Origin of the sequence: uncultured Enorma sp. (assembly GCA_905210055.1) — a bacterium.
GTDB lineage: Bacteria > Actinomycetota > Coriobacteriia > Coriobacteriales > Coriobacteriaceae > Enorma.
On sequence record CAJLVH010000023.1, the window covers coordinates 1 to 17,604 of the forward strand.

Below are 17,604 nucleotides of genomic sequence, written 5' to 3' on the forward strand. Positions count from 1 at the left end.
GCATGCCGCCTGGCCACTGGGCTTCGCGCTGCCAGCTACGAGCCGCTCCTCGAAACCACGGGCAACCAGCAGTTCTTCTGGGCCTCATGCGCCGAGGCGGAGCAGCTTGCCGAAACCCTCGGCTGCGAGCCCACGGCCGGCGAAGACCCGCGGGGAGCAAGCCGCGAGCTCGTGCGCTTCGTCACGAGCTGGGCTACGCCCGAGGAGGCTGTGAGCGAGGCCATCGCGTTCGCCGCATCGCTTCGCGCGTAGGCGATATCCTTCGCGGCAGGACGCCAAACAAGACCGTTCGTCGCACTTCTTCATGACGAAACCGATACAAGACGGGGCGGGGTCGTTGGTCTTGATCTCGGGGCGGGTGTTGCCGGGGTGGCAGCCCCCGCCCTGATCGTTAACGACTCTAAACGTTTCGCCTCTGCTTGCCCTCGCTACGATACCTGCGAGACATACACCACGTTCGTCGAAACTTGCTTGCCGTTGTGCTTCACCTTCACCGCAGGGTCACCGGCAGTCACGACCACCAAGTCGCCCGGCTTCGCGATGCCCGTCATCTTGGCCTCGACCACGGCGTTGTCGACCACGTAAGCGAGGCTGCCCACGGAACGACCGGAGAGCATGGGCTCGACGCCCCAGTACACGGTCATCTTCGTCACGGCCCACTCGTTGGGCGTCACGGCCTGGATGGGCAGGACGGGACGGAAGTTCGACACGAGGCGCGCTGAGCGGCCGGAGTTCGTGGGGGTGAGAATCGCCTTGGCGCCCACGTTGAATGCCGTGGTCACTGCAGCAAGACCCACCGCTGCGTTCACGATGTTACGGCCGGGGTCGATCGCGTCGAAGTCGAACGGCTTGTGCTCAGGTATGGTCGCCTCGGCGGTAAGGGCGATCTGCGCCATCATCTTCACAGCCTCGAGCGGGTACTTGCCGGCAGCGGACTCGCCGGAGAGCATCGTGGCATCCGTGCCGTCCGCGATGGCGTTCGCGACGTCTGTGACCTCGGCGCGCGTGGGGCGCGGGTTGCGGATCATCGAGTCGAGCATCTGCGTCGCCGTAATGACCGGCTTGCATGCAGCGTTGCACTTGCTGATGATCTCCTTCTGGATGGTGGGGCACACCTCGGGCGCGACCTCAACGCCCAGGTCGCCGCGGGCGACCATGATACCGTCGGAGACCTTCAAGATTTCGTCGAAGTTGTAGACCGCGAGCGCGCACTCGATCTTCGGGAAGATATCGACATGCTCGCCGCCGTTCTCGCGGCAAAGCTCGCGAATCTCCTTCACGCCCGCAGCATCGCGGATGAACGAGGCGGCGATGAAGTCGATGCCCTCCTCGAGGCCGAAGAGGATGTCCGCTCGATCCTGCTCGGTCATGCTCGGAAGCGAGAGGTGCGCGTTCGGGACGTTCACGCCCTTCTTCTCACCCAGAGCGCCGCCGTTCTCGACGGTGCAGTGGATGTCCTGGCCGTCGATCTTGTCGACGGTAAGGCCGATGAGGCCGTCATCGATGAGGATGGTACCGCCCTCGTGAACCTCGCGCGGCAGCTCGAGATGATCGAGGTAGAAATGCTCAGAGGTGCCCAGGAGCTCCTCGCTCGTCTCTGCCGCCGTCACCACGACCTTGGAACCAGTCTCGAGCATCACCTTGCCGTGACCCTCGAGGAAGCCCGTGCGAATCTCGGGGCCCTTGGTATCGAGCAGGATACCGACGGGGATGTTGAGCTCGCGCGAGATGCGCTTCACGCGCTCCATGCGCTCGTGATGCTCCTCATGGCTTCCATGGCTGAAATTGAAGCGGGCGACGTTCATACCCGCGAGAATCATCTCACGCAGGATGTTCTCGTCGTCACACGCCGGGCCCATCGTGCACACGATCTTGGTGCGCTTGTTCATGCATGCCTCCATTTGGTTCGTCGTCGGATCTCTCGTGCCAATACGTCTAACCGATATATCAGTCTATCAAACGAGCGCGCCCTCTGCGGCGAACCCTGACGATTGCCTAACAAAATGCGGCACGAGGGAAACAAAGCTGCCCTCGTGCCGCATAGGTTTGGTTGCGCGGGTTGGTGGGGGGTGTTCCATCCAACCCATTATTCGATTTGCGTATGCGCGAGAGATAGCATGGATTGGTAAACATGGGTTGGAGGGAACACGTCCCCAACCAACCCGCGCAACCACCCATCCCTGTTACTCGGCTGATAGCAACGCCGCAAGGTCTTCTGGTTCCTGAAGCACGTGAGGTGCGCCCTCAACAGGCTGCGCGGCTCCCCAGCTTGCAAGCGCAAAGTCGACGCCGGCGGCACGCGCGCACTGCATGTCGTAGATGGTATCGCCCACGTAGAGCGTCTCGCCCGGCGCGGCTTCCGTACGACGCAGGTATTCGAGCATCGGCTCCGGCTCAGGCTTATGCCGCTCGGTATCTTCCACCAAAATGCGCACGGGGAAGAACGGGTCGAGTCCCAGCGGCGTGACCTCGTCTGCATACTCGCCGCGCTCGCGCGAAGAGACGATACCGAGAGCACATCCCAGATCTTGTAGGCACTCGAGTGTCTCAACGATACCCGGGAATACCGTGATCTGATCTGCCAGCTTACCGGCGAGCTCGCGCCAGCGCACAAGCGCGGCGGGATCGGTGATGCACAGCTTGCGCAAAGCGTTCTCGCCGGGAATGCCCGTAGAGAAATACAGATCCTCGATAGATGGTCGCGAGCCGGTGTACTCCTCCACCACCTGCTGGAGCGAACCCAGAGCCGACATCCTCGAGTCCACAAGCGTGCCGTCGACATCGAATACTACGTGCGTGCACTTCAACATGCAGCGTCCCCCTACGCGTTGGCTTACCCCATGGGAGGTACCTCGTTAGGTACAATGTTCGAGTATATATTCTCTTCGAAAATGGATACGCCATGGAGCTGCTCAAAGAATTCTGCGCCGAGAACATGGAGCGCGTGCCCGCCGCTATCGAAGCCGGTGCGAAACGCATCGAGCTGTGCGACAACCTTGCGGTGGGCGGCACCTCGCCGAGCTTCGGCGTTATTCAGGGAGCCGTCGCATACTGCTCGCCACGCGACATCGCGGTGATGACGATGGTGCGGCCTCGCGGTGGCAACTTCGTATATTCAGACGCCGAAAAAGACATGATGCGCGAAGACCTGCGCGTGGCGCGCGCCCTTGGCGTGACGGGCGTGGTCTTCGGCTGCCTTACGAGCGATGACGCACACGGCTACCGACTCGATGAAGATTTCACTGCCGAGCTTGTTGGGCTTGCCAAGGCACCGCTCGACAAGTGCGGTGTCCCGCTCCATGGTGCCTCGACCGCTCCCGTTGCCGTCACGTTCCACATGGCCTTCGACGAGCTTGAAGGCGCCGAGCAAGAGCACGCCATCGATGTCTTGGCGAATCTTGGCGTTGAGCGCATCCTCACCCATGGCGGACGCGCCGGCACGCCCATCGTCGCGAACCTCGATCGCTTGCGCGAACTCATCGCCTATGCCGATGGTCGCCTCGCCATTCTCCCCGGCGCTGGAATCACCTACGAAAACGTCGAAGACATCGCCCGCGCGCTCGACGTACACGAATGCCACGGCACCAAGATCGTGCAGCTCAGGTAGCGCCAGCAACGAACCTCCTCGCCGTCCCACCCGCAATGTAAACCGCGCGGAACCCCGCTGGTCGACCCGCCCGCGCACCCGACGTCGCGTGTCGCGCGAGCGAAGCGTCGCGCGCCACGTCCCATCTCCTGCACCTCCTCGCACGAGGACGTCAACGCAGGGAGCCCCCGGATCCTCCCCTGAGCGATTCCGCAGCTGCGGTGCGAAGCTCCGCAGCGAGGACAAGCGAAGGAGAGGATCCGGGGGCTCCCGATCAGGTTGACGCCTTCAGCGCCTACGCGCGGCCGACCGACCCGAGGTTCTCCATGCGGATCTTCACGATCTTGGTAATCTCGGCCATGCCCTGCTTAGCAGGCTTCTTCGGATCGAAGACGTTCGGGTTCTCGGCCATGAACGTCATGTAGCCCTTGGTGTAGGCCTGACGCAGCTCGGTGGCGTAGTTCACCTTGCAAATGCCGTTCTTGACGGCCTCGGCGACCTGCTCATCGGGCACACCGGAGGTGCCGTGGAGCACGAGCGGCACGTCGACAGCAGCACGGATGGCCTTCACGACGTCCTGCTCGATGTGCGGGGTCTCGGTGTAGACGCCGTGCGCGGTGCCCACGCCGATGGCGAGCGACGTGCAGCCGGTGCGCTCGACGAACTCCTTGGCCTCGTCCGGGTCGGTGTAGGGGTTCTCGCCCTCGACCGCCGGGCCATCGTCCTCCTTGCCACCGACCTTGCCGAGCTCGGCCTCGACGGGCCCGCCCATGGCGCGGCCGGCGTCGGCGACGAGCTTGGTGAGGGCGATATTGTCCTCGAAGGTCTCGTGGGAGCCGTCGATCATGACGGAGGTGTAGCCCGTGCGCAGAGCCTGCATGCAGCGGTCATAGCCGTCGCCGTGGTCGAGGTGGAGAGCCACCGGCACGCTCGCGCGCTCGGCCGCGGCCTTCACCATGCCGTAGAAGTAGTCCAAGCCGGCGGTCTTGATGGTGCCGGGCGTCGTCTGCATGATCACCGGGGACTTCGTCTCCTCGGCAGCCGCAAGCACGGCCATGACGAACTCGAGGTTCTCAACGTTGAACGCGCCGACTGCATAGCCGTTCTTCTGCGCGTCAAGCAGCATTTCCTTCGTCGTTACCAGCATGTTATGTCTCCTTTCTGGTATCTGCCAAAAGGGACTGTCCCTCTTGGCAGGCTAAGACCTGTCCCAACTGTCATGACATTGGGGACTGTCCCCAATGTCAGGCCTTGGTCACTTCGATGGCGTTGTAGATCTCGTCCCAGGCATCCATCACCAGATGACCCGTCTGAGGATCCATGGCGTTGAGCGTGCCGCAGGTGTTGCCGCAGCGCAGCACTTCGGCATCGTCCGCACTGGCGGCGATGGCATGTGCGAAGCCCGCGATGGTCGAGTCGCCCGAACCGGTAGCGTTCACGCATTCGATACGCGGGGCGACCACACGGTAGCGCGCCCCCTCATGGAAGGCGACCGCACCGGCAGCGCCCATGGTCACGACGACCCACGAGATGCCTGCAAATCGCTCGTCCGCCTCAAGCGCCTGCTGAAGCGCCGGGAGGTCATCTGGGGTGAACGACGTGCCCAGAAGCCCGTTGATCTCCGTGAGGTTGGGCTTCACGAGCGTAGGCTTCACCGGAGCTGCGAGCGCGGCGTCGAGCGCAGCGCCCGAGGTATCGAGCAGCACCGGCTTACCGGCATCGACCGCGGTCTTCACCATGCCGGCGTAGCAATTCGCCGAGACGCCCTTGGGAAGGCTACCCGAGATGGTCACACAATCGGCCTGCTGCACGAGGTCAGCGTAGTTCGTGAGGAACGCCTCGAGCTCCTCTTCGCTCACCGTAGGGCCGCTCTCCAAAAGCTCCGTCTGGTTCCCGTCGTGCAGAAGCGCGATGCAGGTGCGGCTCTCGCCCGCAATGGGCGTAAAGCGATGCGCGATACCGTCGGCATCCATGAGGTCGCCCAGGTACGCACCGGAATGCCCGCCCAAGAGGCCGGTTGCCACCACGTCGTCACCCAGCTGCACGAGCACGCGGCTCACGTTGAGCCCCTTGCCGCCCGCGGTCTTCTGCGGTGTCACGCGGTTCACGTCATCGACCACAAGGTGTTCGACCTCGTAACGCGTATCGATCGACGGGTTCATGGTCACGGTAAGAATCATGCGCCCTCCCTTTCTGGAACGCCGCGAGCCCACGCCGCAACGGAGCTCGCCGCGAGTTTAATACTCGGCCAATCGATCTTTGAACTGATCGAGCAGGCGCTGGTTGAATTCCGGGCCGCCGTCGACGTTCGCGCTCATGTAGAGCGGCGGAACCACGCCGCGCTCGAGCAGGATGTCGAGCGACTCCATGACGACGCAATCGAGCAGGAGGCATCCGGTGTAGAGCGAGGTGCCGCCCACCTTGGTGGCAATACCCTCGACCTCGAGCGCCGCATCGCCGAACGTGCTCTTGTTGTCGAGCACCACGTCGGCGCATTCGAAGAGGCGCTTGCCTGTCTTGCTGCGCGACGTGCCCGCGGCAGAGACCTCGCGCGCCGTCACGGCGATCACGGGAATCCCCGCCTCTTGCGCGTGCATTGCGAGCTCCACTGGCAAGGGGTTGCGGCCGGAGTTCGAGATGAGCACGAGGCAATCCTCTTCGCGCACGTCGAGCTTGAGCCAGAACTGGTCGCCCACGCCGTCGAGCATCTCATAGATGCCGAGTGCCGGCTCGCGCACGATCTTCGTCTGGATGTAGCCGCCCGCGCGGCCGCAGATCTCGAGCGCGTTCGCATGGCTGTGGCCGGAGCCGAAGGCGCGGATGATACCGCCGCGCTCGATGGTATCGGCGAAGATCACGGCTGCGGCGTGGATTGCCTCGTCCTGACCTTCTGTCACCTCATCGAGGCGTCGAAGAATCTCTGCTTTGAAACGCTCAGCTGTCTTGAGCACGGTTCCTCCTTACGGAATTTGCTCCTTGGGCGGAAATGTTGCCAAACGTGCCGACGGCAGGCAGGCAACAAGGGTGGAATACATGGGTTGGAAGGAACACGTCCCCAACCAACCCATGTACCGGCTAGGCGACCTTCGTGCCGCCGACATACGTTGCGGCAAGCGTGAGATCGGCATTGAAGATCGTGAGGTCGGCGATGCGCCCGGGCTTGATGGAGCCGCAGACGTCGTCGATGTGCACCGAGCGGGCAGGCACCTCCGTCGCCATGCGGATGGCCTGCTCGGCCGTAACGATCTGCCAGTCGACCATGTTCTTCACGCCCTTGGCGAGCGTGAGAACCGAGCCCGCGATCGTGCCCGTCGAGCCGTCCTCCGCCTTGACGTAGCAGAGGCCGCCCTTCATGACGACGGGCATGCCGCCCGAGACGTACTCGCCCTCGGGCATGCCGCCGCAGATAAGGCAATCGGTGATGAGCACCGTATGCTGCCAGCCCTTCGCCTCGACGAGCGCCTTGATGGCAGCAGGCACCACGTGCTTGCCGTCGCAGATGATCTCGGCATAGGTCTCGGGCGTCGTCATGGCGCAACCGGTCACGCCCGGGTCGCGATGATGCAGGCCGCGCTGGCCGTTGTAGGTGTGAACGAAGCAGCTGGCACCGGCGTTCACCGCGGCGAGCGCCTCGTCATAGGTGGCGTCCGAATGCCCGATGGCCGTCACCACGCCGCGCGCATCGAGCGCCGCGATGTACTCGAGCGCACCATCCTTCTCAGCCGCAAGCGCGCTCTTCACGATGCGGCCGCCGGCCTGCTCCTGCCAGCCATCGAAGACCTCGACCGTGGGATCAATGAGGAACTTGGGGTTCTGCGCGCCCACGTGCGCCGTGGTGAAGAACGGCCCCTCGAGGAAGATGCCTCCGATGTGCGCACCCGCGTAGTCCTCGCTGCGAGCCTCGTCGGCCTGCGCAATGGCGGCGCAAGCGCGGTCGATAGCGGCGGGATCGCAATCGGTGGTCGCGTGGTTATGGAAGCCGTGGATATGCGTATCGACAAGGCCGGGGCCCACGATGGCGCCGGGATATTCGACGACCTCGCACGCCGGCTTCTCGGCCGTCCAACCCGCGAACTTCCCATCCTCGATGGTGAGGTAGCCACCCTGCATGGTGGCGCCCGGCAGTACGAACTTGGCTGCCGAGATGGCAAACGTACTCAAGAGAACTCCTCTCATACGGGAATCACGTGACAGTTTCCCCTGGCACCACTGTCACGTCTGTGACAGTTTCCCCTGGCACCGTTGTCACGCGCTATGCGCTGAACGGATGGATGGTGACGCCCTTCACCACGCGATTCACCGTGCCGGTGGGGCTCGGCGTATCGGGCGTGTTGCCCACGCGCACGGAGTTGAGGAGCGACACCGCCTGCGCGACCATAACGAACGGCAGGGCGAGATACGCCTCGGGAAGCGCTTCGGAGCCGGAGAACGTGAACGCCTCGCCGCTGAAGAGCTCGCCGGCATCCTGCTGGACGGCGATGGTCTTCTGAGCGATCTTGTCGCCACCGATCTCGTTCAGGATGTCGAGGTCGTACTGGCGGGTGTACTCGTCGTTGTTCACGAACACGAACACAAGCGTCTTGTCGTCCACAAAGCTCTTCGGCCCGTGGCGATACCCCATGCAGCTATCCCACGAGGTAGCAACGAGGCCATGGGCGAGCTCGAGGATCTTGAGCTGGGCCTCCTGGGCAAGACCCACAAAGGAGCCGGAACCCAGATACGTCACGCGGTTGAAGTCGCCAGCCAGGAAGGCAGCGACCTCATCCTCGCGCTCGACGACCTCGCGGCCCATCTTCGCGGCTTCGCGCACCCAGGCGAGCTTCTGCTCGTCGGAAGCGGTGTCGAAGATGAGCGTGGTGAGCAGTGACATGCAGCTGTAGCTGCCGGTCATAGCGAAGCCCTTGTCGTTCGCGCGCGGGATGAGCAGCGTGAGCGCGTCCGGGTCATCGGCGCTCTCCACGGCGAGACGCCCTTCAGGCGCGCAGGTGATGTTCAAGAACTTGATGTTCTTCACGAACTTCTTCGCAACCTCGACGGCAGCCAGGCTCTCGGGGCTGTTGCCGGAGCGTGCAAAGGACACGAGGATCGTGGGCTCGTCGGGGCAGAGGAAGTCGCGCGGAGCGGAGACGATGTCCGTAGTGGCGATGGGCTTGAAGTCGTAGGTCGCCGTATCGCCCGCATGGCGCAGGTACGGGGCAACCGTGTCGCCAACGTAATCGGACGTGCCGGCACCGGTGAAGATCACCGACGTACGCCCCTCGGCCATACCGTTCGCCGCAGCGAGAAACGCCTCGATGGCATCCTTGTTATCGGCATAGATCTGGAAAGTGTCCTCCCAGAGCTCGGGCTGCTGCTTGATCTCGGCGGTGGTGATATCCGCACCGAGCGCCTTCAGCTCCTCCACGCTTTTCTCGAACATGATAGCTACCCTTCTTCCGTGCGCGGCAATGCCGCTCGCATGTCATCTACTCACCGCGACGGTGGTAGACCTTGTACTTGAATTGGTCGGCGCGGGCGACGGAGAGCGTGTACTCCACGATCTCGTTGCTCGCGTTATACGTGGTGCGGACGAGGTCGAGCACCGGCGCGCCCTCGTTGATGTCCAGCAGGTGGGCATCGGCGATGCGGGCGATGCTCGCGAAGAACTCCTCCTCCGCTACCTTGATCTTCTCGTGGTAGACCCCTTCGATGATCTCGTAGAGCGGCATGTTCTCCAAAAGCGGCCGCTTGAGCGTGAGGAACTTGCGCATGGGCAGGTACGTGCGCTCAACCATCATCGGAGTGCCGTCTGCAGAGCGCAGGCGCTTAAGCTTGAAGAGCTTGTCTCCCTCACGAACACCCAGGTGGTCGGCAAGATTCGCGTCGGCGAGGATCTCGCTGAACTCGAGGATCGTCGTGTGGGGGACGCGCCCCATCTCGCGCATCTGCTCGGTGAAGCTGTACGACTGCATGAGGTTCGTGGTCTGCGCGGAGCGATCCGCGACGAACGTGCCGCGGCCGTGCTGGCGCACCACAAGCCCAAGCTGCTCAAGCTCCTGCAGGGCAAGGCGAACCGTCGTGCGCGAAAGCCCGTAGCGCTCAGAGAGCTCGCGTTCGGAGGGCATGAGGTCGCCCGGGCGGTATTCGTACTCGATCTTCTCGGATAGGATGTCGACCAGCTGGTCGTAGAGCGACTGGCGTCGCATCGTTACCGCCATGGAATCGCCTCCTTCAAACGCAATCTCGCGTGCTTCGCTCCCGCGCACCACGATGCCGAGCTCCGGCACCGTGCAGGCGCGCCTCGGCGGGCAGCGCCCGATACCTTAGGCGCTGTTGCCCAGGACATGCGGAGCCGCCCGCCGCGTCTCAGTAGATGCTGCTTACATCTCGTCGTCTTCGTCGTCCCCCATGGGCTCGAGCTTCTTGTGGGTGACGCCCGCCTGGCCGACCGTCACCGCGGCCTCTGCCGTATCCTCGGCGGTGGCGTAGGCGCCGCGCATGACGATGAGCTCGATGAGCATGGGCAGGTTCACGCCAGCGACGACCTCGACGTTGTTGAACACCTGAGAGGCGAGCATGGCCTGGTTGAACGGGGTGCCGCCCAGAAGGTCGCAGAACACCACGACGCCGTCGCACTCCTCATGCAGCTCGGAAATCGCAGCGCGCAGGTCGGCAGCGTACGTATCGGTGCTCGTGCCGTCGAACGGGACGGCCTTGAACGCAGGCGTGTCGCCCGCGACCATGTCGACGGCGCTCTTCAAACCAAGCGAGAAGTTACCATGGCCAGTGAGAACGAAACCGATCATCTTCGTGTCCTTTCCTTCGCTTTGACACTCGGTTTTCCTGCGGTACACCCGCCCTGCTCGCCTATCAACTAGTGGTAACTGGTTACTACCAGCTGAGGGAAATAAAAGGGTGTAGGGCCTCGCAAGCAGGAGAAAGACGCATACACCCTCCTTTCGGCATGATGCCGATGCTGCCCGCCTTAAGCATCCGCCTCCGGCGTCTCGGCAGCATCATGTTCGGTATCGGGTTGGCCGGAATCCGCAGGTGCGTCTGAGCCCTGCGCGGCGGCCTCCCGTTTGGCCTGAGCCACCTTCGGCGGCTCGGGCATGGAATTCTCTTTGATAAGCTGGACAAGCAGGCCATCGTAGTACTGAGCCTGCTTCTTGTTGCCGGCGTTGCGATACTGCTTCGCGATGAGCTTGTAGAGCTTCGCACGCAACGGCGGGTCCGCACGGTCGAGGAGCGCTTCCATCTCCTCAATGCAATCGTGGCGGTTGCCAAGCATGATGTCATAGGTGAGCTGGCAATCCTTGACCACGTTCTTGTCGCACACGCCCTTGGCTTCATCAAGCAACTCTTTAGCGCGCTTCTTATCCTCAATGGAGACATAGTAGTTGAACGCCAGCGCAACGATCTCTGCATGGCGCTTCTTAGACGACCGCATGCGCAGCATGAGCTCGATCATGCGCGTCGCCATCTCGCGCTCGTCGCGTGCATCGTGCACCCGAAAGCGCCAGAGATATTGTTCGTACGTGGGGAACAGAATCCTGGGAAGGAACTTGTTCAGCGTATCGAAGCAGTCATCGAGCAGGCCGGTCACGAACAGCATGTGAATCTTCATCTCATAGTAACGCCGCAGCAACAGCGTGGCCACGAAGTACACGATGAGAAACACGACGAAGATGATGACTTCGATTCTCACGATGGATACCTTCCCTTACCTTCATGCGCTTCCGCGCAGCACTATCTGGCACTGAGCCATGATAGCGAAAAACGGGCGCACACCTCTGGGAGAACGCGGCGAAGCAAAAGCCCGCCTTGAGGAACGCGCCCGTTTGCGACTCATGAGGAGCGAGCCGCGGCCACGGCGCCCGGAAACCCGGGCACCGCAGTCGCGAGGATCTTGCTCCTTAGCCCTTGGCGATCCAGCCGAGGCCGCCGAGGATGATGGCCAGGATGAGGACGATGAAGATCGCCTTCGTCGAGGTCATGCCCTTCTTGCCGAGGAGCCAGTACACGAAGCCGACGAGGGCCGCGGGCACGAGCTTCGGGCAGATCATGTTGCAGATGTGCTGCAGGTCGACGGTGACGCCGCCCAGGTCGATGGGGGCGGAGATCACGATGCCGACGTTGGTGGACACGAGAGCGCCCACCATGAACACGCCCATGACGGTAGCGGCGTCGGTGATGGCGTTGAGCTGGTCGCTCATCGTGGTGACGAGCTTCATGCCCTGGTCGTAGGCGATGTAGGTCTGCTTGCAGCGGAACCAGTCGACCACGACGTTCACGGCGATCCAGATGAAGATGCCGAGCGGGTTGCCCTGAGCGGCCATGTTAGCGGCCAGGGCACCGAAGATGGTGGGCAGCAGCGAGCCGAAGATGGAGTCGCCGATGGAGGCGAGCGGCCCCATGAGGCCGGTCTTCAGGGAAGCGACAGTCTCGAGGCTCTGGATGCCCTCTTCCTCCTCGATCGCCAGGTCGATACCGGTGATGATCGTGTTGAGGAAGTTCGAGGTGTTGAAGAACGGGGCGCAGTGGGTGCGCGCAGCGGTCTTCAGCTCTTCGGTGTTGTCCCCGTAGATCTTACGGAGCTGCGGAAGGATGATCCACAGGTAACCGGAGTGCTGCATACGCTCGTAGTTCCAGCCAGCCTGGAAACCGACGAGGTTACGACGGTTGATCTGCTGGAAGTCGGCCTTAGTGAGCTTGTAGCCCGTGGTGCCGTTCGGAAGCTTAGAGCTCATCGTCGTCATCTCCTTCCGTACCAGCGGCCACAGCAGGGGCGGCAGCCTGAGCCTTGCCCTGCGTGTAGTAGATGTAGGCCAGCGCGAAGCCGATGATGGCGATCGTCAGCATGGACAGGTTGTTGAAGTCGCCAGCCGCCTCGGCAGCGCCCGCCACGGCCGCGACGTTCGAGAACAGCGTACCCAGGAGGGCGGCGATCACGAAGCCGAGGAGCAGGTAGGCGATGTGCTTCTTGACGGGCAGGTAGCGGAGCAGGATGGCGAAGCCCACGGCGGGCAGCGCGCCGCCGGCGACGGTCAGGCCGGCGCCGAGCCAGGCGAGGTCGCCGTTCAGGGCCGCGGTGATGGCCTCGACGACGGGCTGGCCGAAGGCGAGCGCCAGGAAGACCGGGATCATGCGGCTGAGGCACCAGGAGACGGCGCCGAGCCAGTAGTGCACGTTGTAGGCGTTCCAGTTCATCTTCTCCACGTCGGCATCGCACATGTGACCGAAGAACGTGTTGGCGAAGCGGCCTGCGATGTCGGTGTACACCAGGATTGCAGCCACCGGCACGCCGAGCAGCGAGAGCGCGAGCTCAGGATCCATGTTGGAGCTCACCGCGAACGCGGTCGCGATGAGGGTACCGGAGTTCGCGTCGATACGGGACGCGCCACCGAAGGTGCCGACGCCCAGAATGGTCAGCTGCATCTGGCCACCGATCAGAAGACCCGTGGTCATGTCGCCCATGATGAGGCCGGTGATGAAGCCGGAGAACACGGCAGAGCCAGCGCTGGAGTACCAGTGCAGCTCGTCCATGATCTGGAAACCGGCATATGCCGTGAGCAAAATAATTTGCCACCAAGCAATCATGGTTTTCCTCCTTCTACAAATACGAAACGATACGTTCCTACGCTATATACAGCCGCGCATCTCCCCTCGCGGCAGTAGCGCCAAAAGAAATTAGGCCGTGAACTTCTCGGGGTTGTTCTGCGGCGTGAGCTGGATGACCATGGGCACGCCCAGGCTCTGCAGCTCGGTGAGGGCATCGACGTCGTCCTGGCCGCAGTTGATGTTGCGGTTGTAGGACTTCACGATGTCCATCGAGGTGATGTTGCCCAGGATGATCTCGTCGAACTTCACGCCCGCCTTGACCATCTTGACGTAGGTCTCGGGCTTCTTGACGACGATGAACAGGCGCTGGGCGTCGTACTTGCCCGCGAGGATGTTCGCGCAGGCCTTCTCGGTGGAGAGCACCGAGAGCTTGCAGGTGGCGGGGGTCGCCATGCGGAGCACCTGCTTCTGCACGGCGTCGTCGCACAGCTGGTCATCGACGACCATGAAGCGGCTCACCTGACGGGCGTTCGCCCAGAGGTTGCCGACCTGGCCATGAATGAGGCGGAAATCAACACGTGCGCCAACAATCATGTTACTCAACTCCTTCTTCTACCAGGTGCTTGATGAGGGGCTCGGAGCGCAGGGAGATCGTGTCGCTCACCGTCCCCTCGGTCTCGAACACAACGAGCTCGTTGGCGCCGGCGTGCGTGATGCCATGGGGCACATAGAGCGTGTAGATGGGACCCTTCTCCCAAAACCGCCCGATGTTGACCCCGTTGACGAACACGACGCCTTTGCCGAAGCCCGTGGTATCGACGAACGTGTCGGTTGGCTCGTCGAGGTTGAACGTGAAGCGCGAGAAACTCGGCTGGCCTTCCGCATACCCGGCAGCGTAGTCCAGCGCGGAAAGATCCTCGAGCGTGATACGAAATGCTTCCCAACCGGTAACGAAATGTAAATCTACGCACACGCCCGTGCGGACGCCCTTGCGCTGCGTGTCGGCCAAGAACTTGTGGCCGTAGTTCACGCGGCCCATGTTCTCCATGAGGATGTCGAGGCGGTTCTCCTGTTCGGGCAGCGAGCAGCGGATGTCCTCGCCGATATGCTCCTGGTACTGCGTGGCCGCGAGCGAGCCGTTCACGAAGACCTGCGCGCGGTCGCGCCCGTCGATGACGCGGATGCGCTCCTCTGCGTCCGGCGCCACGTCGCGCTCGATCGTCGTGCGGTAGAGCGTGTAGCCGTAGCCCTGGCCCATGTCCTCCATGGGCTGGGGGTAGAACGAGCGCACGGGCGCGGGGTCGAGCGCGGCGAGGTTCTCGAAGAGCCCCGTGCGACCGGCGAGCGCGATGCCGTCCTCGGCGTGCGCGGTCTTGACGAGGGGCTCGGCCGTCCAGGCGCTCGGGAAGAGGTCGCGCACCACGTCGCGGAGCTTGTACCACTTCTCCGTGGGATTGCCCTCCTCGTTCAAGACGGCGTCGTAATCATAAGAGGTGAGCTGCGGAAGATCATGCGTGTGACGCGCGGAGCACCCGTTCATGAAGCCGAAGCTCGTGCCGCCGTGGAACATGTAGAGGTTGATGGATCCGCCCAGCTCGAAGAGCTCGCGCACACAATCGGCAAGATCCTGCGCATCGCGGCGGATGACGTTCTCCGCCCAGCGGTTGAACCAACCATCCCAGAATTCCATGCACATGAGCGGCCAGTTCTTGCCGTGCTCCTCATGGAACGCTTTGAGGTTCTTGAAGTTCTCTGCGGAACGGGAACCGAAGTTGCCCGTGACGAAGACGTCGTCGTCGATGAGCGTGCCGGCGCGCAGGCAACCACGCCAGGGGCCGTCGGAGGTGCAGAGCGGCACGTCGACGCCGCGCTCGAGCATGAGATCGCGGATAGCGCGCAGGTAGTCCTTATCCTCGCAGTACGAGCCATACTCGTTTTCGACCTGCATCATGATGATGTCGCCGCCGCGCGTGATCTGACGCTCGACCAGGATGGGCATGAGCGCATCGTAGTACGAGGCGACGCGCGCGAGGAACTTCGGATCGCGCGAACGCGGGCGCATGCTGCGGTCTTCGAGCAGCCATGCGGGGAAGCCGCCCCACTCCCACTCCGCACAGATGAACGGGCTTGGGCGAACGATGGCCCACAGGCCGAGCTCCGCAGCCTCGTCGAGGAAGGCGGCAAGATCGCACATGCCCTGGAAGTTGAACTCACCGGGCTTCGGCTCATGCAGGTTCCACGGCACGTAGGTCTCAACCGTGTTGAAGCCCATGGCTTTCAGGTTGTAGAGGGAATGGTGCCAATCCGTGGGATGCACGCGGAAGTAGTGGATGGAACCCGAGAGAATCGTGAACGGTTCCCCATCGAGGTAGAACTTCTCACGGATCTCGAACGTATGCATGTTCCTCCCGGCATTCGGCATCTACGGCACCTCCACTCCCTACTCGTCCAACCGGCATCGAGGGCAGCGGCGTGCCTTCGTGGGTAACAGTATACACATACTCAACATATGTTTCGAAAAAATATGAAGTGTCCTGTGAACGGTATGTTTTGAGCCTTGAACGGTTTTTGCTTATTATCACAGGTAAATAGCTTTATCACACTGCAGTATTAAGACGATATATGACAACAAGCTTATGAAGTATTGGCGCTGAGTGGTTATAACCACTCAACCAGTGCCTATACCAGCTCACTGGTATGAACCACTGGTTGACGGAGGGGGTGCACAACGGTCGGACGTGTCCCTTCTGACCCATACGCTTCGACATCGAGTGCCATGTTGGAGTCGAAGAGCTCGCTGAAACCACGCTTCGGCATCGGACGCGGTGCAGAAGCACGAGAGACGCGTCGACTACCGCGGGGGGGACCCGCAACGCGCCATCCGAGACGTAAACATATCCATTTGCGAGCCATAGTGAACACCCCGGCGTTCGCACAGACGATGTGCGCTATGCTACAGAGACGTTGAACGGACGGAAGGCGACGGAGGGTTCTATGGTCGACACAAGCTCATTTGGATCGTACGAACCCATCATGCCGCTGTCGAGCAGCGTTCAGAAGCCGCGGGAAGCGCGCCTCTTCACGTTGAACAACTCTGCCATGACGGCTCGCCTCACCGATCTGGGTGCCGCGATCGTGGGCATCGATGCGCCCGACAACAACGGCACCTTCAAAGACGTGGTGCTCGGCTTCGACGACGCCCCCTCGTATTACCCCGACGGACAGGGCACCTACTTCGGTGCGACCGTAGGGCCGAGCGCGAACCGCGTCGAGGGTGCGACGGTGCCCATCGACGGAGCTGTCTACCGCCTGCCCGCGAACGAGGGGACGAACAACCTGCACACCGACCGCGTGCGTGGCCTCCACGCCCAGCTGTGGCAGTCAGAGGTTTTCGAATCGACCGATTGCGTTCGGTTTACCTGCACCATGGGTGCTGGAGTGCCGGGTAGCGACCTCGAACTGCCGGGAGCACGCATGTTCACCGTTACCTATGAGCTTGATGGAACGTGCCTGCGGGTGACGTTCGACGCGCAGACCACGGCACCCACGTTTATCAACCTCACGAACCACAGCTACTTCAATCTTGCGGGACAGGCATCCGGTTCGGCGGCAGGCCAAGAGCTCCAGCTCTTTGCCGAGTGCTTCCTGCCCATCGACGATGCCTCCATCCCCACGGGCGAGCTGCGCCCCGTCGCAGGCACGCCGTTCGATTTCCGCGCGCCGAAGGCGATCGGCCGCGATATCGAGGCGTCCGACGAGCAGCTCGCGCGAGGCAACGGTTACGACCACTGTTTCTGCATCGACGGATATGAACCAGACGACGGAACTGGGCAGCCGCCCGAGCCGCGCCTCGCTGCGCGCGCCGTCGACCCCGCAAGCGGACGCGGCATGGAGCTCTGGACGAGCTTGCCCGGACTCCAGCTCTATACCGGAAACTTCATCGGCGGCGTTGTGGGCAAGGGCGGACACACGTACGAGAACCGCGGCGGGTTCGCGCTCGAACCGCAGTTCTACCCCGCCACGCCCTCGCATCCGGCCTTCCCAAACGCCATTTTCACGCCCGAGCGCCCCTACCGCGCCGTTACTGAGTACCGTTTCTTCACCGCCTGACACTATCGAACCCATCCCCAACGTGTCGCCCCGTCCAGCAAGCGCAACAGAAAGGAACGCGCATGACAACTGCAGAAACGCCCCTCGTAGACCTCTTGAGCGAGCGATTCGGCGCACCGCAGGGCGACCTGCTCTCCGTGACCGTTCCCGCCCGCTCCGAGATCGCCGGCAACCATACGGACCATGAGGGCGGTGACGTCATCGGCGGTGCACTCGATGCGAACGTCCAGGCAGTGTGCGCCGCAAACGGCACGAGCACCGTTCGCGTGGAGAGCGTGGGCTACGGCGGCTTCGAGATCGACCTCACCGACCTTTCCGTGCAGGAAGCGGAACGCGAGACCACGGCCTCGCTCGCCCGCGGCATGGCC

Annotated in this window: 17 protein-coding genes and 1 pseudogene; 4 read left to right on the top strand and 14 right to left on the bottom strand. The window is 62.7% G+C overall.

The annotated features are described in order from the left end of the window. Positions 1-252 (top strand): annotated as a pseudogene (locus QZ079_RS02970) (hypothetical protein); the annotation flags it as partial. A 176-nt stretch (positions 253-428) separates the two neighbouring features. On the opposite strand, the gene pyk reads toward QZ079_RS02970, so the two are convergent. Beyond that, complete coding sequence (pyk, locus tag QZ079_RS02975) at positions 429-1,889, bottom strand: pyruvate kinase (protein ID WP_297034922.1); 1,461 nt, start codon at positions 1,887-1,889, stop codon at positions 429-431. A 294-nt stretch (positions 1,890-2,183) separates the two neighbouring features. Then, the gene (locus QZ079_RS02980) at positions 2,184-2,810 is read right to left on the bottom strand and encodes an HAD family hydrolase (RefSeq protein WP_297034925.1); all 627 of its coding nucleotides are present in this window, start codon (positions 2,808-2,810) and stop codon (positions 2,184-2,186) included. A gap of 92 nt (positions 2,811-2,902) precedes the next feature. On the opposite strand from QZ079_RS02980, the gene QZ079_RS02985 reads away from it, so the two are divergent. Further along, positions 2,903-3,607 carry a copper homeostasis protein CutC gene (locus tag QZ079_RS02985; protein WP_297034928.1) on the top strand — a complete coding sequence of 235 codons (705 nt, stop codon included), beginning with the start codon at positions 2,903-2,905 and terminating at the stop codon, positions 3,605-3,607. Positions 3,608-3,881: 274 nt separating this feature from the next. Here QZ079_RS02985 and QZ079_RS02990 read toward each other — a convergent pair whose 3' ends face one another. From QZ079_RS02990 to QZ079_RS03045, 12 genes are all read right to left on the bottom strand, one after another. After that, complete coding sequence (locus QZ079_RS02990) at positions 3,882-4,733, bottom strand: class II fructose-bisphosphate aldolase (protein ID WP_297034931.1); 852 nt, start codon at positions 4,731-4,733, stop codon at positions 3,882-3,884. Between the two features lie 97 nt (positions 4,734-4,830). Then, positions 4,831-5,766, bottom strand: a complete 936-nt coding sequence (locus QZ079_RS02995) for a hexose kinase (RefSeq protein WP_297034934.1) — start codon at positions 5,764-5,766, stop codon at positions 4,831-4,833. Between the two features lie 57 nt (positions 5,767-5,823). Then, complete coding sequence (locus QZ079_RS03000; protein WP_297034937.1) at positions 5,824-6,537, bottom strand: SIS domain-containing protein; 714 nt, start codon at positions 6,535-6,537, stop codon at positions 5,824-5,826. 124 nt (positions 6,538-6,661) lie between these two features. Further along, positions 6,662-7,747: an N-acetylglucosamine-6-phosphate deacetylase gene (gene nagA, locus QZ079_RS03005; RefSeq protein ID WP_297034940.1), complete on the bottom strand. Its 1,086-nt coding sequence runs from the start codon at positions 7,745-7,747 to the stop codon at positions 6,662-6,664. Between the two features lie 91 nt (positions 7,748-7,838). Then, positions 7,839-9,005, bottom strand: a complete 1,167-nt coding sequence (locus QZ079_RS03010; protein ID WP_297034945.1) for an SIS domain-containing protein — start codon at positions 9,003-9,005, stop codon at positions 7,839-7,841. A 46-nt stretch (positions 9,006-9,051) separates the two neighbouring features. Then, positions 9,052-9,783 (bottom strand): GntR family transcriptional regulator, encoded by a 732-nt coding sequence (locus QZ079_RS03015; protein WP_297034948.1) that lies wholly within the window; start codon positions 9,781-9,783, stop codon positions 9,052-9,054. Positions 9,784-9,945: 162 nt separating this feature from the next. Beyond that, complete coding sequence (locus QZ079_RS03020; RefSeq protein WP_291290193.1) at positions 9,946-10,371, bottom strand: PTS fructose transporter subunit IIA; 426 nt, start codon at positions 10,369-10,371, stop codon at positions 9,946-9,948. 179 nt (positions 10,372-10,550) lie between these two features. Then, complete coding sequence (locus QZ079_RS03025; RefSeq protein WP_291289549.1) at positions 10,551-11,273, bottom strand: hypothetical protein; 723 nt, start codon at positions 11,271-11,273, stop codon at positions 10,551-10,553. Positions 11,274-11,481: 208 nt separating this feature from the next. Further along, positions 11,482-12,324: a PTS system mannose/fructose/sorbose family transporter subunit IID gene (locus QZ079_RS03030; RefSeq protein WP_366512010.1), complete on the bottom strand. Its 843-nt coding sequence runs from the start codon at positions 12,322-12,324 to the stop codon at positions 11,482-11,484. Continuing rightward, positions 12,305-13,165, bottom strand: coding sequence for a PTS sugar transporter subunit IIC (locus tag QZ079_RS03035; RefSeq protein WP_291290192.1), 861 nt, complete (start codon positions 13,163-13,165; stop codon positions 12,305-12,307). Before QZ079_RS03035 ends, QZ079_RS03030 begins: the two co-directional genes overlap by 20 nt. A gap of 90 nt (positions 13,166-13,255) precedes the next feature. Next, positions 13,256-13,720 (bottom strand): PTS sugar transporter subunit IIB, encoded by a 465-nt coding sequence (locus QZ079_RS03040; RefSeq protein ID WP_297034952.1) that lies wholly within the window; start codon positions 13,718-13,720, stop codon positions 13,256-13,258. Position 13,721: 1 nt separating this feature from the next. Next, positions 13,722-15,527 (bottom strand): beta-galactosidase, encoded by a 1,806-nt coding sequence (locus tag QZ079_RS03045; protein ID WP_297034955.1) that lies wholly within the window; start codon positions 15,525-15,527, stop codon positions 13,722-13,724. Positions 15,528-16,120: 593 nt separating this feature from the next. Here QZ079_RS03045 and QZ079_RS03050 point away from each other — a divergent pair. Together QZ079_RS03050 and QZ079_RS03055 are read left to right on the top strand one after the other, a co-directional pair. After that, the gene (locus QZ079_RS03050; protein ID WP_297034958.1) at positions 16,121-17,236 is read left to right on the top strand and encodes an aldose epimerase family protein; all 1,116 of its coding nucleotides are present in this window, start codon (positions 16,121-16,123) and stop codon (positions 17,234-17,236) included. Between the two features lie 62 nt (positions 17,237-17,298). Next, on the top strand, positions 17,299-17,604 hold a 306-nt coding region (locus QZ079_RS03055), incomplete at its 3' end, for a galactokinase family protein (protein ID WP_297034961.1).

Excerpts from the sequence above, each read along its gene's own strand:
- QZ079_RS03010 (WP_297034945.1), bottom strand. The coding sequence starts at position 9,005 with ATGTTCGAGAAAAGCGTGGAGGAGCTGAAGGCGCTCGGTGCGGATATC.
- QZ079_RS03040 (WP_297034952.1), bottom strand. The coding sequence starts at position 13,720 with ATGATTGTTGGCGCACGTGTTGATTTCCGCCTCATTCATGGCCAGGTC.
- QZ079_RS02990 (WP_297034931.1), bottom strand. The coding sequence starts at position 4,733 with ATGCTGGTAACGACGAAGGAAATGCTGCTTGACGCGCAGAAGAACGGC.
- QZ079_RS02985 (WP_297034928.1), top strand. The coding sequence starts at position 2,903 with ATGGAGCTGCTCAAAGAATTCTGCGCCGAGAACATGGAGCGCGTGCCC.
- QZ079_RS03045 (WP_297034955.1), bottom strand. The coding sequence starts at position 15,527 with ATGCATACGTTCGAGATCCGTGAGAAGTTCTACCTCGATGGGGAACCG.
- QZ079_RS03030 (WP_366512010.1), bottom strand. The coding sequence starts at position 12,324 with ATGACGACGATGAGCTCTAAGCTTCCGAACGGCACCACGGGCTACAAG.
- QZ079_RS02995 (WP_297034934.1), bottom strand. The coding sequence starts at position 5,766 with ATGATTCTTACCGTGACCATGAACCCGTCGATCGATACGCGTTACGAG.
- QZ079_RS03035 (WP_291290192.1), bottom strand. The coding sequence starts at position 13,165 with ATGATTGCTTGGTGGCAAATTATTTTGCTCACGGCATATGCCGGTTTC.
- pyk (WP_297034922.1), bottom strand. The coding sequence starts at position 1,889 with ATGAACAAGCGCACCAAGATCGTGTGCACGATGGGCCCGGCGTGTGAC.
- QZ079_RS03015 (WP_297034948.1), bottom strand. The coding sequence starts at position 9,783 with ATGGCGGTAACGATGCGACGCCAGTCGCTCTACGACCAGCTGGTCGAC.
- QZ079_RS03050 (WP_297034958.1), top strand. The coding sequence starts at position 16,121 with ATGGTCGACACAAGCTCATTTGGATCGTACGAACCCATCATGCCGCTG.
- QZ079_RS03020 (WP_291290193.1), bottom strand. The coding sequence starts at position 10,371 with ATGATCGGTTTCGTTCTCACTGGCCATGGTAACTTCTCGCTTGGTTTG.
- QZ079_RS02980 (WP_297034925.1), bottom strand. The coding sequence starts at position 2,810 with ATGTTGAAGTGCACGCACGTAGTATTCGATGTCGACGGCACGCTTGTG.